We start from the raw sequence: 14,797 nt of genomic DNA on the forward strand, positions 1-14,797 counted from the left end.
TGCGAAATCACACGGACCTATTTCTTGACCAACACAGGACTACCAGCCAGACCACAGTAGCCCTTTTCTTTGGTTTCGTCCGCCCACCGCCACATCATGCACATGGCAACCTGGCACATCTTCATCTTATCATCCTGTGTCTTGAGTAAAGGGCAGAACATAAATTTCGCATCACTATCACTGACCAGCATGGGGTTCTCCTTTAAAAAAGACGGCGCGTCGCCAACCGCGACGCGCCGTCAATATAGCGTGCATTGCTGTTTCTTTCCAGCACTTACCCTTCGGGGACTTCCGCAGCAGGAGCAGCCTCAGCCTCAACAGGGGCAAAGATGGGGGCCTGCTTACGAGCCACAGGACCACCGCCAATGGAAATCAATGTTTCCATACCAAGCATGCCCTTGAGCTTTTCCAGAGCCAGGACAGACCGACGGCCTTCCTTGTCCAGCACTTTTGCATACCCGCCGTCAGCAATGATGTCAGCGTAATCGCTGGAATCAAGCTTGGGATCATTCTTGAACCGAGCCTCGAAATTCTTGGCATACTGACGAATCAGCACATCCATTTCGATGTCGGACATATTCACCACACCGGACATGCCCAGCACAACGGCTTCAGGAGTCAAATCGTCAGACTCAACGACTTTCTTAAAACTCCGAGCATACCGCAGGCTACCGTCATAAATATGGCTACGCTTGACCACGTTCATCCCAGCCCAACCGGCATTGAGCCACTTGAACAGGAAGACGGAACTCTTCGGAGCAGCCTGATCGTGTTCCACAAAAATCTGCACAGAACCGGATGAATACATAAAAGTGTCCATCCAACCAATCATGCCTTTGTTCAACCCTTCAAGACCAGAATAGAAATAATCCCACTCTTTGTCGTTCAAGATCGCGCCCTTACGACCTACATCGGACTTCCCGTCCTGTTCGGTCACGGAAACCAATATATTCTTACCCTGATACTTAAGTAAAATAATCAACCTGTCCAAATCATAGGCATAGTAGGCTTCGGCAAAGGAGTCCGGGGTATTGGCCTCAAACTCACGACCACGCGTAATCACAGGTTCAGTCAAAGTAGGGAGTTCCTCCCACAAACCTTTTTCACGAGCCAGGAATTGACTGTCTTTATGCCAGCCGGACAATCGAAGCACAGCGGGACACAACAGATAATTCGGAATATCCGGATTGTAAAAATACCGAAGAATGCGATCCAAATCGGTACGCACTTCCTGACGCAAGCAGATACCATACCCCTTGAACCGTTTGGCCGGAGCAATATTCTTGGGGTCATCCTGCATATTCACGACAAAATCCAACATGGGCTGAATCTTGTTCACAGCCAACATGGAATCATCCCCTTTCAGCACCTCGAACAGATGGTCAATGCCGGACTCAACGTCCTTGGCCAACGAAGCTGGTTTAGGAGACAATTTCACGTCCATAAGACCTTCCGGTTCCTCGGCTCGCACCGGGGAAGTAGCGGTCAGGACGCACAGGCCCACGATCAGGGCGAAAAGGCCTTGAACAACAGATAAGACTCTGAAAGTATTATTCTTCATATAGTATTCGTATTGGTTGAGCCGCGCTTGAACACGGACGGTTTTTTTCATGTCCTCAAAACTCTATGTAGTAATCTTCCTCAGCTTTGGCAAGGGCGAGGCTATTGTCCTGAAAAACCTAATCAATCATCAGACTCTGCCGGTTTTTTCCTGAATCCCAATAGTTCCACACGGGTAACGGCCTTTCCACCGAACTTGCGGCGCACTTCATCCACTGCCTTATCCAACTCGCTGGTAGCCTCTGCCTCATGTGGTGATTCTTCAAAAAGAGTCACCTGCCGCGTCCTTGAATCGAAGTTGGAAACCCCTACACCGATAAGCCGGACTGCTCGACGCAACTGCAATTGTTCCAGCAATTCACAGACTGTCTCGAAAATAACGGCAGTTTCATCTGTTCGGCCTCCAAGACTCTTTGACCGCGTGATCTGCTTGAAGTCGGCATATTTAATCTTGAGCGTGACAGTCCGCCCCTTGTATTCATGCCGTCGCAGATCGGCCCCCACGCGTTCCGACTGGGTTAACAACCACTTTCTGAGGATTTTTCTATCTGTCGTATCCTCATGAAATGTGTTTTCCGCACTGCAACTCTTGGCCCCGGAAGACTCCATAACCGGATTGGGATCTATACCGCGCGCGCGATCATGCAATGCGCCGCCATATTTGCCAAGCCTTTCCTCCCAAAAATCACGTGGCTTAAGCAAAACATCACCACAGGTCCGCACGCCAAGGCGTTTCAATATCTCCACCAATTTCTTCCCCACACCGGGAATCTTCTTCACCGGCAGGGTTTGCAAAAAGGCAGAGGCCTCGTCATGTCGTATGATATAAATACCATTGGGCTTATCCATATCCGAAGCAATCTTCGCCAAAAAGCGGACAGGGGCCGCTCCAACGGAACACGTCAATCCCGTGACTTCCACCATACGGGCCTTGATTCTACGACACACCTCTTCAATGGGACCAAAAAGACGTTCGAGACCGGTTCCGTCCAGATAGGCTTCATCCACGCTTGCCTGCTCTACCGTAGGGGAAAACTCCCGCAACACGCCCATGGCCTGCCGTGAAATTTCCTTGTAACGCTTCATACGTCCCGGCACGAGAATAATATTCGGACACAATTGCCGAGCCTTGACCACGCTCATGGCCGAGTACACGCCAAAAGCCCGCACTTCATAGCTGGCAGCGGATACAACGCTTCGATCCGAAGTGCCGCCCACAGCCACAGGCTTACCGCGCAACTCAGGATTATCGAGTTGCTCCACTGACGCGAAAAAAGCATCCATATCTATGTGGAGTATCCAATTCTGCATCCAATAAATATCTCAGAAAAGGTTAGATCAAAAATTAATTCTGTCCGGCCCGTGCAAAGACCTGTTTGCACTCTTCCACAAAATTTCGCGCCATATCAGGGTTGCTCCCAAAATGCATATGAACATAGGAGCCAAGTGTATTGCCCACCTGAAAACCCTCAGGGGTGTCGATGGGACCTTTGCGCCCGGTCATGGAATAAATGGAAAGCAATGATTGCATGCAGGGGTCATCCTGAATGGAAGAATAATGAAATTCATGACCACGAGCACAAGTACCGGCAGGGCCAAGCACCGTATCCGCCTGAGTAGTCACTTCCCGATAGCCCAATGCGCGAAACTTTTCGAACATTTCCGCTCGAATGGGGAATACCCCGGACATGGCATACCGCCCCCGTCCGGTGATGATGTCATTCATCAGATACATGAACCCACCGCACTCGGCATAGACAGGACGACCGGATTCACAAAATTCCTTGATCTCCCGACGAAGCTTGTTGTTCTGCCCCAATTCAAAGACATACAACTCAGGATACCCGCCACCGAGGTACAGGCCATCCAATTGCTCAGGCAATCGTGTATCCTCAAGCGGTGAAAACTCTATCAACCGTGCTCCGGCCTCACGCAGGAGTCGCAAATTTTCTTCGTAATAAAAGCAAAAGGCATTATCCCGAGCCAGACCAATGGTCACACTTGGCAATTGCGGCACAGGCTCAAACGGTGGCACGACCTCGATATCAGGCAGGGCGTCCAGCAGGGAATCCAAATTCAGCCCAGTCTCCACCCAATCGGCCAGCCGTTGATAACGACTCATATCCGGGCCTTCCTGATCTGGGGTGACAAGCCCGAGATGACGCGATGGTGTTGCGATGGCTTCATCACGTTTCAGACAGCCAAGCACTGGAACATCCGGTACCAATGACATGGCTTCATGAAGCAATTCACAGTGAGAATCGCTGCCCACACGGTTGAAGATGACCCCGGCAATATTTACATCGGGATCAAATCCGGCATACCCGGAAACCAATGCAGCCGCAGATCTGGCCATGGATCGTGCATCCACAACCAAAATGACGGGCAACCCGAGATTCTTGGACATCTGCGCCGTGGACCCATGATCAGCAGTACCGGAAATACCGTCGAATAACCCCATGACGCCTTCGATGATAGCCACGTCGCACTCTGCGCCATATCGATTAAAAATATCAGTATTGGTCGACTCACTGAGCATCCAACCATCCAGATTATGACTGGGTACAGGCTCTCCGTTTCGGGCACAGGCCAACGCATGATGGCCGGGATCAATAAAATCTGGACCACATTTGAAGGGCTGTACGGCCACCCCTTTACGCACAAGTGACGCCATCAGACCAAGCGAAATCGAGGTCTTGCCGCATCCACTGTGCGTTCCGGCAACAATAAAGGCCTTGAGAGTGCTCATTCGTGTCCTTTGTCCACTATACTATCCGCAAAAACCATCAACAGAATCACCGTCTAAATCAATCCCTTGTTCGTCAGGTAATCCAGCATCTTCTTGCCTTCAGGGTGGGTCGGATCAAGCGCCAAGCACCGAGACACGGCCTCGCCGCACTTGGCCCAATCCTTGCGATCAAAATGGGCACGCGCCAGATTGTACCAAAGGTTCTCGTCATTATCGGCGAGATCAATCGCACGTTTATAGTAATCAACAGCCTGCCCGGTTAGCTTCTTTTTTCTCAAGGCTATGCCATACTCGTTAAACAGATGCTTGTGATCCTCACTAAACGCTGACTCAATCCTGATGATTCTGTCAAAAACTTTTCTGGCCTTATCGTCCTCATCCCGGGCCAACAGACAAAGTCCGATACCAAAGTTAGCCCGTACGTTCTGTTCATCCAAATTAAGCGCATTGGCATATTCGTATTCCGCAGTAAAATTTTCTCCGCGTTTACGAAACTTGTCACCACGGGCCACGGATTTCTGGACCTTACGTAAATTTCCGACAACTTCCTTGAAGAGTTGCGGCATGGGCAGATAATCAGCCAGTAACTGATCTTTGGTTACCTCCTCCACTTCACCGAACGGCACATTCTTATTGTTCAACCCTTGGAGTTCGATCATATCATCTTCTACCTCACGGGCGTAGTACAAGGCAGTCTGATTGACTCGTCGGGCAGTCGTGCCGGTGCCAATTTTGGCCATCCGTTCAATAGAAAAAACACCCTCGATAGGGCTGACTGGAATCATATTTTTTTATCCGTTATTTCGTTGAAGTTTCCGCCAGTCCCTTAAAACCGGCGAGTCTGAGCATAATACACATCTTCAGCGTTGTTGAGAAGCCTGCTCCTTGAGCATTTCCTCAAGAGAAGGCGCACTGCGCAAAACAAGATAACCGGCAATTCCGGCAATAACAGAAGCCCCGAGAATGGCTGTCTTGGCCCCAGTCAACATGGCTGGAGAATCTCCAAAGGCCAATGTCGCAATGAACAGTGACATAGTGAAACCAATACCACCAAGCATCCCCGCGCCAATGAAATGTTTAAGGTGAATTCCGCGTGGGACTCCCCCGGACAACTTGAAAATCAGCAGCACAGCAAGGACAATGCCGATGGGTTTCCCCAGTACCAACCCAAAGGAGGTTCCAAGAGCTACCTTGCTCGAAAGCACTACCCCCATATCTCCACCGAGCATCACGCCAGCATTGGCCAGTGCAAAAATAGGCATGATGGCATAATCAACCAAAGGGTGCAGCCCGTGTTCCAACCGCTGCAACGGAGTCTGAGCACGGGAAGATATATACTGCATGGACAGCAAGGCTGACTGCATGGCCGAATTGGTCAACACCGAGGCTCCCGGACGAACCGAGGCTTTATAATCATCAAGAATGCCAGTAGCATTGTAGGAGAAAGCCGCAGCATCACACTTGGTTCGAGCCGGAATCATAAACGCCATAAGTACGCCAGCAACCGTAGAGTGGACGCCTGATTTGAGGACCGTCAACCAAACAAGTATTCCCACTGCGGCATAAAAAGCGGGGGAACGGATGCCCATCCGGTTCCCAGCAAAAGCAACGAGTAGGAACGCCCCGGCTGCCAAAAGAAGCCAGAAAGAAATATCGGAGGTATAAAAGAGCGCAATAACCAGAATACCACCCAAATCATCAACAATAGCCACGGCGGTCAAAAAGATTTTGATCTGATAAGGAATCCGATCGCCCAACAGACTGAGGATTCCGAGAGCAAAAGCAATATCCGTGGCCATTGGAATAGCCCATCCACTCGCAGAGTCAGTACCCCAGTTAATTATTACATAGATGGAAGCAGGAACAATCATGCCCCCGATAGCAGCGGCAATAGGAAGGACAGCCTGACTGCGGGTCGACAATTCGCCCACCATAAATTCACGCTTGATTTCTAGACCGACCACGAAAAAGAACAGGGCCATAAGCCCATCGTTGACCCACAAGATGACTGGTTTGGACAAAGAAGCGTGACCGAAGCCAACAGTAAACTTGGTATTCCAAAGGGCGACATAGGTATCAGCCCATGGAGAATTGGCCCAAAGAAGAGCTACTGCGGCGCAAATGATGAGCAGTATGCCACCCGTCGCCTTGGACTTAAAGAACTCTTGGAACGGCAAAAGGACCTGTTCGATGGGTTCCAATCCACAAACCATGAGTTCTTTGATAGCCATGGTTCAGCTTCTCCCTTTGAAAGTTATCGCCCCAATCAGGTTCCTGTTCCACTTGCCAGCAGTTTGTCCACTTCTCCCACGGTCATGGGTTTGTAGAAGAAATATCCCTGGACAAATTTGCACCCTTCATTTTCCAGAAACTCCAACTGCCCGGAAGTTTCCACTCCCTCTGCAACGATCTTAAGCCCAAGGGACTCTCCAAGAGAGAAAACAGTTCGCACAATGGCCTGACTATCCGCGTCAGTTTCCACGTCGATCACAAAACTCCGATCCACCTTGACCACATCAATGGGGAACCTTTGCAGATAGGACAGGGAAGAATAGCCTGTTCCAAAGTCGTCAATGCAAATCCTGACACCGATGTCCTTCAAATGCTGAAGCATCTCTTCGGCAAGGGCCGGATTATCCATGAGAGCGGATTCAGTAATCTCAATATTGAGGGAATCCGATCCCAACCCAGAATCTTCCAAGGCACGGGCAACTTGTCCCCCCAGCATGGAATGACCAAAATGTTTCCCTGAAATATTAATATTGATGGTCAACTCGCTGCCGGACTTGACTCCAAGAACGGTCTGCCATCGCTTGACCTGCGCGCAGGCCTCCTCAAGGACAAGATTGTCGATCGAGTAGATTAGCCCTGTATCCTCGGCCAAAGAAATAAAATCGACAGGCCCAATAATGCCGTGTTCCGGATGCTTCCAGCGAACCAACGCCTCAAAACCGCAAACCCTACGCGTATCGAGCCGAACGATGGGCTGGTAGTACACCTCAAATTCACGCAAATCCACGGCACGGCGCAGATCCGTCTCCAGTTCCATCAACTGTAATGCCTGATCGTGCATCTTGCGATTGAACACCTTGAACCGGGATTTGCCCAACTCCTTGGCGCGGTACATGGCTGTATCAGCGTCACGCAGTAAGGCCTCAGGACGATCATAGCCATCAGTCTTGAGTACAATTCCGAGGGATGCCGAGGTAAAGACTTCATTGCCACCGATATTAAACGGCTGTCGCACCCCTTCAAGAATACGCCGAGCAATGGCGATGGCGTCTTTGGGAGCGGAAATTTCTTCCTGCAAAATAGCAAATTCATCACCACCGAATCGAGCAATAGTATCCACGGACCGACCACAACTTTCCAAGACACGGGCAACGCCGCGCAAAAGCTCATCACCCGCATCATGCCCCAAGGAATCGTTAACCACTTTGAAACGGTCAAGATCCATATATAGGACCGCAAACATATGTTTACGACGACGGGAACGTTCCATAGCCATCCGCAGGTGATCCAAAAACAAGGCGCGGTTGGGCAACCCCGTCAGCGGATCGTGGAAAGCCTGTCGCTTCAACTGATCTTCAGCCTTCTTGCGCATGGTGATGTCTTCGATAGACCCCTCATAGCAAATCAGGTTGCCTTCGTTATCCACAATCTTACGCACATTCTCCGCGATCCAGATAATACGGCCATCGCGCTTACGTACCTTGGAGATGAAATTCTTAATTTCATCCTTGTCTTCAAAATTATGTAAAAATTCCTTACGCCGACTCGGGTCCACGTACATCTGCGTACCAATGTCGTAAATGGAGCTCATAAGGTCTTCAGGCGACTTGTATCCGAGGATACGGGCAAGAGCCGGATTGGTATCCTGAAAACGACCGCTGGGCGAAGATTGATAAATGCCCTCTACGGCATTCTCAAATATAGCACGGTATTTTTTCTCAGCCTTGCGAAGGGCATCTCCGATCACCTTTCTCTCGGCAATTTCGATCTTAAGTTGGGTGTTGGTCCGCATAAGCTCGCCGGTCCGTTCTTCGACCTTCTGCTTCAAGGCATCACGGGCGTCCTGAAGCTGGTGTGTCTTCTGTCGGACACGATCTTCAAGGTTGCTCACCAGCTCAGATATCTGCCCGGTCATGGCTTGCATGGCCTTGGCCAACTGCCCCACTTCATCATTGGACTTGATATCTGGGACGTTGGTAAAATCCTTGACCGCGACGCGGCCAGCGTATTCAGACAACTGCGTCAATGGCTTGGAGATATTCAAAACAAAAATGAACGCCAGCAAAACACTGGCCCCGAAAAGAATGAGCATGACCACTTGCTGTTCGACCACGGCTTCCTGAATATTTCGCAGAATGACCGCCATATCCATGCCGATATGCACATATCCGGCAATACCGGTCAGAATCGGGCTTGTCACATGCAAAAAATCTTCGCCGTCCAACCGCACGTTACGAATGATATGCTCTTCCTGATTATGCTGAAAAGATGTCTCGGCGACCATGTGAGATACAGCATCTGGCACTTCAGGAACAAACGTATGCGCAAGGATTCTTCCCTCTTCATCAGCCACCAAAACATACGAGACGCCTGCGATGGACTGATACTGGTCGATACGGGACTGCACCGACCCCGCATCCTGACTCAAAATTGTTGAAATATCAGACTCTGCGACACTCCGGGCCAAAGCAAGGGCTTTTGACTCGTATTCGCGCGTCATTTCACGTTTAATCCGATTACTAAACGTCAAAGAAGTCACCACGGCAATCATGCCGAAAACGACGACCATAAAGATCAATGGCTTGATAAAAAGTTTTGGAGCTTTCATTACCGCCACTGCTCCCAATTTTCAACGGCCTGGAACAGACCGTCAATCACCGTCGTAAAATACACGGCATCCAATCCTTGATGACCATTCCGACTGAAATCGGCTTTGACACCAATACCAAGATCAAAGTCCTTGATTGAGGCAAGCACCTCTGGAATCCGCGTCTTCATAGGATCATCCGACATACGCGTGATCATTTCACCCAGCACCACACCGTTGAGAAATCCCTCAAAACTCACATAGCTAAACTTTCTTGGCGTATAATCATCATTTTGGGCCACGGGCTCATAGTGATAGCCATCCATGATCTTACGATACAGCCGCACACCCGGCAGACTCAGATCCGTATAACTCGGCACAACTTGAGAATTAATCAGATTCTTTGTGTAGTCCCTGTGAACCCGGTTCCCTTCTGTCATCAACAGTTCAAGCATCTTGTCACTGTCAGCAAAAGATAACCCAGCAATGGGTGCCTTATACCCAGCATTCCGTGCATCACGAATAAACGCAGCTTGAGAAGCGTAAGTACCAACGACAATAATAGCCTCCGGGTCAGACTCCATCAACAAGGCAACCTCTGAAGAAAAGTCCTGCGAAAAAGAAGCTCCGCGTCGATAGGCTGCTTCACCGGAAAGAAGGAGACCATGACGCTCAAGGGCCCTGTGCACACCGTCCCAACCAGTTCGTCCATAGGCATCGCTCTGATAAAACACCCCAATGCGCTTACGGCCAATCGCGACGAGTCTGTCCACTAGCCCCCGAGTCTCATCAAAATAGGATGCCCGAAGATTGTAAACATACTTACCGAACGGCTCTGTGCGTAGCGGCTGTGCACCGGTAAAGGGGAAGAGCAGAAAAATATTTCTGTCTTCAAATTTCTGAAGCAAGGGAAGAATATGCGTGGTGGTCGGCGTTCCCACATAGGAGAAGAGCGCAAAAACATCATCATGATCTATGAAGCGAATCGTGTTCTGAAAACAAGGGGCAGGGTTGTAGCCATCGTTGGCAGGGATAACCTTGATGGTCCAACCATTTGCTCCGCCTACCGCGTTGAAATGGTCGATATATGCCATGAAACCACGATAAAACTCTATACCGAGTTCACCGTTGGCACCCGTAAAGGCGGCAGACATGCCAAACGTCAACTCACGCGAAGTATCTGCTCTGGCAGGGACGCATGGAAAGGCCATCCACGCAAGCAGGAGCAGAGTCATCGCACAACGCCATATGAGAGTCATTTTTAGCACGGACAATTTATGCCATTCATACCAAAAAAGCGCAACCAATCTACCACTTTTCATTGGCTAGCACCCAAATGAAAATTCATTCAATACCAACACGCTTCATAGACACCGTCAGAGCCGTGTCATGTATGAACAAAGACCGCATTTCACAATGCGCTCAATCAAAAAACATACTTTTTGGATGGGATATTAAACGGCGTGAACAAACTCACAACTCATGGAGCCATCTTTATCGACTGTCACCAGAGCCAAAGAACCTGATTCACCTAAAGAGCCGGGATTTAAGAGTTGAACCCCTTCAACAACTGACCAATCCCTGACATGGGTATGCCCATAGCAAACCAGATCATACTCAGCTCCAAAAGCCTGAGCCACAGCAACCGGGACTTGTGGACGTGGTCCCCACCCATGGGTGACACCAACAGTCAATGGTCCCAGCTTACGCGATAACATAGGCTTGAGCATGTCAGCCAGTTGCGGGTCCCAATCACAATTGCCACGCACACAGATAAAATTTTCATGCTGCATGAAATAGGACCATATCGCGAAAGAAGTGATGTCACCACAATGCACAAGTACATCGGCAGGGGCAAGCCACGTAGAATACACTTCATCAAGCCAGGCTGGAACCGAGCTCATGTGGGTATCCGAAATAACGGCAATCTTCATAGAAAAAAGGGATTACGTCAGGAAACGTTATTCAGCGACTTTCTTTGCCCGGAAGCGAATGTAGGCATCACGGACCGCCGCGTACTTGTCCACGGCACCTTCGGTCAGGACTTCGTATTCATTGCCTTTCAACTCAAGGGACAAAGTATTCAGGTTGTTGTAAACCCGAATCGCTGCGAACTCGATGAAGGTGAACCGACCATAAGTCAGGGGATCACAGTATGCGTCTGCCACCCAACCCACGGACTCACGGATAGAACTGGGGCCAATAAACGGCCAAACCAGATAAACACCATGACCGATACCGGCCTTGCCAAGCGTCTGACCAAATCCGTCTGCTGTGGGACGTTCTGGCTCCCAATTGCGAGGTGTGCCACTGGTCACATCGCCCAGACCAAGGAGACCAAACGAAGTGTTGGCAATAAATTTGGACGTCTCCATATAGGCGGCGTCAAATTTACCCGTCAAAATATTGTTGAGAAAACGAACCGGAAACAGCAGGTTGGTGAAAAAGTTATTCACCCAGCTACGAGGTTTGGCAGGGACCAGCCATGCGTATCCTTTTGCCGTAGGACGGAAAAAGCCGTGATACAGTGCGTCATTAATCTCGAACCAGACTCTATTCCAATAGTAAAGGGGGTCTGCCACGAGTTTATGTTCAGCATAATCGCCGTCAATATCATCAAAATCATCCTCATCACTGATATCACCAGCGGAGAACTGAGCAAGTTGCACCTGATCGTCAAGGGCGTTGGCATCAGCCGCAAAAGAAGCCCCCGCAAACCCCAAAAGTAGAGCTACGACGACCAAAAGAGTCAGCAAATTTCGATGTATTTCAGGCCCTGTTTTCACGATGCAGGTTCTTCCTTATCATTATCGTCAGGATCATTTCTATCGAGTTTTTCAACCCGCTCATTAATCAATTTCAACAAATCCTCTGGCTTTCCTTCTTTGAGTACCGAAGAAAATTGACTCCGATAATTCATCACAAGGCTCACACCTTCGGCGACAACATCGTAAATCATCCACTCTCCATGAACGATTTTCAAACGAAATTCAACTACAATCTTTTTGTCTTTGTCAATGATTTCCGTAAAGACTTTCGCCTTATTGCCGGAAACCAGCTCTTTCTTGTAGTTGACTTTCTCACCATTGTAGGCCGGAATGCGCTGAAGATAGGACCGCTCCAAAAGACGAACAAAGGCTTCTGTCAGATCGACACGCATCTCTGGTGTCATTTTGAGCCAAGGTTTGCCTACCGAGTATTTGGTCACCAAGCCAAAATCGATATATTTTTCCGACGCCTTGCGCAGACGCGTAATGGCGGCATCATGCTTGTCAGGGTCCACCATATCCGGATCGGACAGCATAGTTATTAACTTGTCTGTCCCTTCCTTGACTCGATCCATCGGAGTCTGGTCAGCCGAGGCAACGGAACCGCTCCCGATAACCAAACAAACCAAAAACAACGATAAAAGTATCTTTTTCAACAGCATGCAGGTCCTTTCACACAAGATATTTATACTTTGCCAAAGGCAAACTTACTGATCAAATCCTCAAGATCTATAGCCGACTGAGTGTCAAACAAGGTGTCCCCGGGATTAACAGGATCACCAAGTCCGCCAGGCACTATCTTCACAAACTTGTCTCCGATAAGGCCGCTGGTCTTAATGGCAGCAATGGCGTCATCAGTCAACTTTACCTTCTTGTCGAGCATCATGGTAATGGCCGCCACGCCTTTTTCCTGGTCCAAACCTATCTCGCTCACAAATCCGATTTCCACGCCAAACATCTGGATGGGGGCGTTCACTTTGAGCCCGGAAATATCCGTAAAGTTGGCTTTCACTACATAATATTTATCCGTGAACAACTGCACGTTGCCCAGCTTGACGCTCATGTAGACCACGGCGAGCAAACCCATGACTACGAAAATTCCTACAGCAGTTTCTTTCTTCATTTTCAACATCGGTCACCCTTTCGGATCGTTGTTTTTTCGCCAAGTATCTTATTGCAATTGAGCTTCATCATGGACGGATCCAATGGCGGCATTGTCAACCGAGGAGCCGACCGCTCCTGAGTGGTCCGATCCAGAAAATGTCTCAAATATGGGTCTTCAGTTTTTTCAAGATCCTCAATGGTCCCCTGATACAAGCACTTGTGCTCTCCGAGAATCACCACGAAGTCGGCCAATGCACGCATACTCGACAGATCATGAGTGACTACGACCATGGTCATGTCAAAATGACACATCATTTCAAGCAAAAGCAAATCCAACTCTGCGGACAGGATTGGATCCAAGCCGGACGTCGGTTCATCGCAAAATAAAACCTGCGGGTCCATGACCAAAGCACGGGCCAACCCAGCCCGTTTTCGCATGCCGCCGGACAGTTCATTGGGGTACAGCTCCAACGCATGTCCAAGACCGACCATTTCCAATCGATCCTGCACAATACGCATTATCTGCGCTTCACCAAGTTTTGTGTGCTCACGGAGCGGCAAAGCCACGTTGTCCTTGAGCCGCAAAGACCCGAGCATCGCACCATCCTGAAAAAGGACGCCGGTCCGCTGTCTGAGGCAATGCTGCTCCTTTGCCGATATGGCACTGACATCATGTCCGCCCATAAAAATTTTCCCACTGATGGGGGCCTGAAGCTGCAAAATATGTCTGATAAGCGTAGATTTGCCGCAGCCCGAACCGCCAACAACCATAGAAAGCTTCCCGCCAGGGAACTCTATATTCAAGTCACTGACCACCGGCCTGCCACCGTATCCAACGGCCAAGTCTTCAAGTCGTATGTTTGGTGCGTTACTCACAGTCACCCCTACCACAACAGCGACGTCAAAACATAGTCCGCCGCCAAGGTTACCACACAGGACTTGACCACGGCATTGGTTGTGGACTGACTCACTCCTTCCGGCCCTGCGTGCCCGGATCGGATATGGGTATAATACCCTTCAAAACAGCACACGGTGCAGACAAGCAAACCAAAGACGATGGACTTGACAAATCCGCCTTCGATGTCCTCCCAGCCCAAAGCTCCATTGACACGAGACCAATAGACACCGCCATTGGCACCCAACAACTTAACGCCAGTTAACCATCCGCCCCACAGGGCTATCAAATTGAAAAATGCAGTCAAAAGAGGGAAACTGATCAAACAGGCAGCCATTTTAGGAGCCACCAGATAGCGCATGGGATTGATATCCATGATGGTCAGGGCATCAATCTGTTCGGAAATACGCATGACGCCGATTTCAGCAGTCATGGCGGAACCGGCCCGGCCTGTCAGCATGATCGCGGTAAGAACTGGGGCCAACTCGCGGACCATGGACAAGGCGACGCCTGTACCAAGGAATCCGTCAGCACCAAACACGGAAAGAGCATAATAGAGCTGCATGCCCATGACCATGCCGGTGAATAGACCGATCAAAGCGATAACGCTCACGGACTGAACACCTATAAAATATATCTGACGGACTATCTTGGAGAACTGCCCCCGACCGGCAAAGATCAGACGCAACGAATCAAGGAGGAAAAGAAACATCCCCCCGATTTCATCAACAATTTCCCGGCACAGTGTACAGGGAAACAAGATAGGTATAGAAAACTCCCGCGTCTTATCAGCCATAATCTACTCACATCATTTATGATGTGTCGGAAAAAAAACGTTCATAAGGCAAACAACCCAAGTACTATAAAGAGCAAAGTATCAAGTACGACATGTACCTAAAATA

Annotated in this window: 14 protein-coding genes; all 14 read right to left on the reverse strand. The window is 49.6% G+C overall.

Features of this window, described 5'->3' with window-relative positions:
• Positions 1-17 precede the first annotated feature (17 nt).
• The gene (locus SYK_RS10225) at positions 18-191 is read right to left on the reverse strand and encodes a hypothetical protein (RefSeq protein ID WP_281760162.1); all 174 of its coding nucleotides are present in this window, start codon (positions 189-191) and stop codon (positions 18-20) included.
• An 83-nt stretch (positions 192-274) separates the two neighbouring features.
• Complete coding sequence (locus SYK_RS10230) at positions 275-1,612, reverse strand: hypothetical protein (RefSeq protein ID WP_281760163.1); 1,338 nt, start codon at positions 1,610-1,612, stop codon at positions 275-277.
• Between the two features lie 71 nt (positions 1,613-1,683).
• Positions 1,684-2,871, reverse strand: a complete 1,188-nt coding sequence (dinB, locus tag SYK_RS10235) for a DNA polymerase IV (RefSeq protein WP_287411238.1) — start codon at positions 2,869-2,871, stop codon at positions 1,684-1,686.
• Positions 2,872-2,905: 34 nt separating this feature from the next.
• Positions 2,906-4,309: a cobyrinic acid a,c-diamide synthase CobB gene (locus SYK_RS10240; protein WP_281760165.1), complete on the reverse strand. Its 1,404-nt coding sequence runs from the start codon at positions 4,307-4,309 to the stop codon at positions 2,906-2,908.
• Positions 4,310-4,362: 53 nt separating this feature from the next.
• Positions 4,363-5,094 (reverse strand): tetratricopeptide repeat protein, encoded by a 732-nt coding sequence (locus SYK_RS10245; protein WP_281760166.1) that lies wholly within the window; start codon positions 5,092-5,094, stop codon positions 4,363-4,365.
• 75 nt (positions 5,095-5,169) lie between these two features.
• Positions 5,170-6,540 carry a Na+/H+ antiporter NhaA gene (nhaA, locus tag SYK_RS10250; RefSeq protein WP_281760167.1) on the reverse strand — a complete coding sequence of 457 codons (1,371 nt, stop codon included), beginning with the start codon at positions 6,538-6,540 and terminating at the stop codon, positions 5,170-5,172.
• Positions 6,541-6,575: 35 nt separating this feature from the next.
• Positions 6,576-9,149: an EAL domain-containing protein gene (locus SYK_RS10255; RefSeq protein ID WP_281760168.1), complete on the reverse strand. Its 2,574-nt coding sequence runs from the start codon at positions 9,147-9,149 to the stop codon at positions 6,576-6,578.
• Positions 9,149-10,387, reverse strand: a complete 1,239-nt coding sequence (locus tag SYK_RS10260) for an ABC transporter substrate-binding protein (protein ID WP_281760169.1) — start codon at positions 10,385-10,387, stop codon at positions 9,149-9,151. Before SYK_RS10260 ends, SYK_RS10255 begins: the two co-directional genes overlap by 1 nt.
• Before the next feature lie 195 nt (positions 10,388-10,582).
• A complete protein-coding gene (locus SYK_RS10265) occupies positions 10,583-11,062 on the reverse strand; it encodes a metallophosphoesterase family protein (protein ID WP_281760170.1) in 480 nt (159 codons plus the stop codon).
• A 27-nt stretch (positions 11,063-11,089) separates the two neighbouring features.
• A complete protein-coding gene (locus tag SYK_RS10270) occupies positions 11,090-11,914 on the reverse strand; it encodes an MlaA family lipoprotein (protein ID WP_281760171.1) in 825 nt (274 codons plus the stop codon).
• Positions 11,911-12,558: a Tgt2/MlaC family protein gene (locus tag SYK_RS10275; RefSeq protein WP_281760172.1), complete on the reverse strand. Its 648-nt coding sequence runs from the start codon at positions 12,556-12,558 to the stop codon at positions 11,911-11,913. Before SYK_RS10275 ends, SYK_RS10270 begins: the two co-directional genes overlap by 4 nt.
• A gap of 23 nt (positions 12,559-12,581) precedes the next feature.
• A complete protein-coding gene (gene mlaD, locus SYK_RS10280; RefSeq protein ID WP_281760173.1) occupies positions 12,582-13,028 on the reverse strand; it encodes an outer membrane lipid asymmetry maintenance protein MlaD in 447 nt (148 codons plus the stop codon).
• Positions 13,022-13,876 (reverse strand): ABC transporter ATP-binding protein, encoded by an 855-nt coding sequence (locus tag SYK_RS10285; protein ID WP_281760174.1) that lies wholly within the window; start codon positions 13,874-13,876, stop codon positions 13,022-13,024. The genes mlaD and SYK_RS10285 overlap by 7 nt, the downstream gene beginning before the upstream one ends.
• Before the next feature lie 8 nt (positions 13,877-13,884).
• Positions 13,885-14,691, reverse strand: coding sequence for an MlaE family ABC transporter permease (locus SYK_RS10290; protein ID WP_281760175.1), 807 nt, complete (start codon positions 14,689-14,691; stop codon positions 13,885-13,887).
• Positions 14,692-14,797 lie beyond the last annotated feature (106 nt).

This window comes from Pseudodesulfovibrio nedwellii, assembly GCF_027923765.1.
Classification (GTDB): Bacteria; Desulfobacterota; Desulfovibrionia; order Desulfovibrionales; family Desulfovibrionaceae; genus Pseudodesulfovibrio; species Pseudodesulfovibrio nedwellii.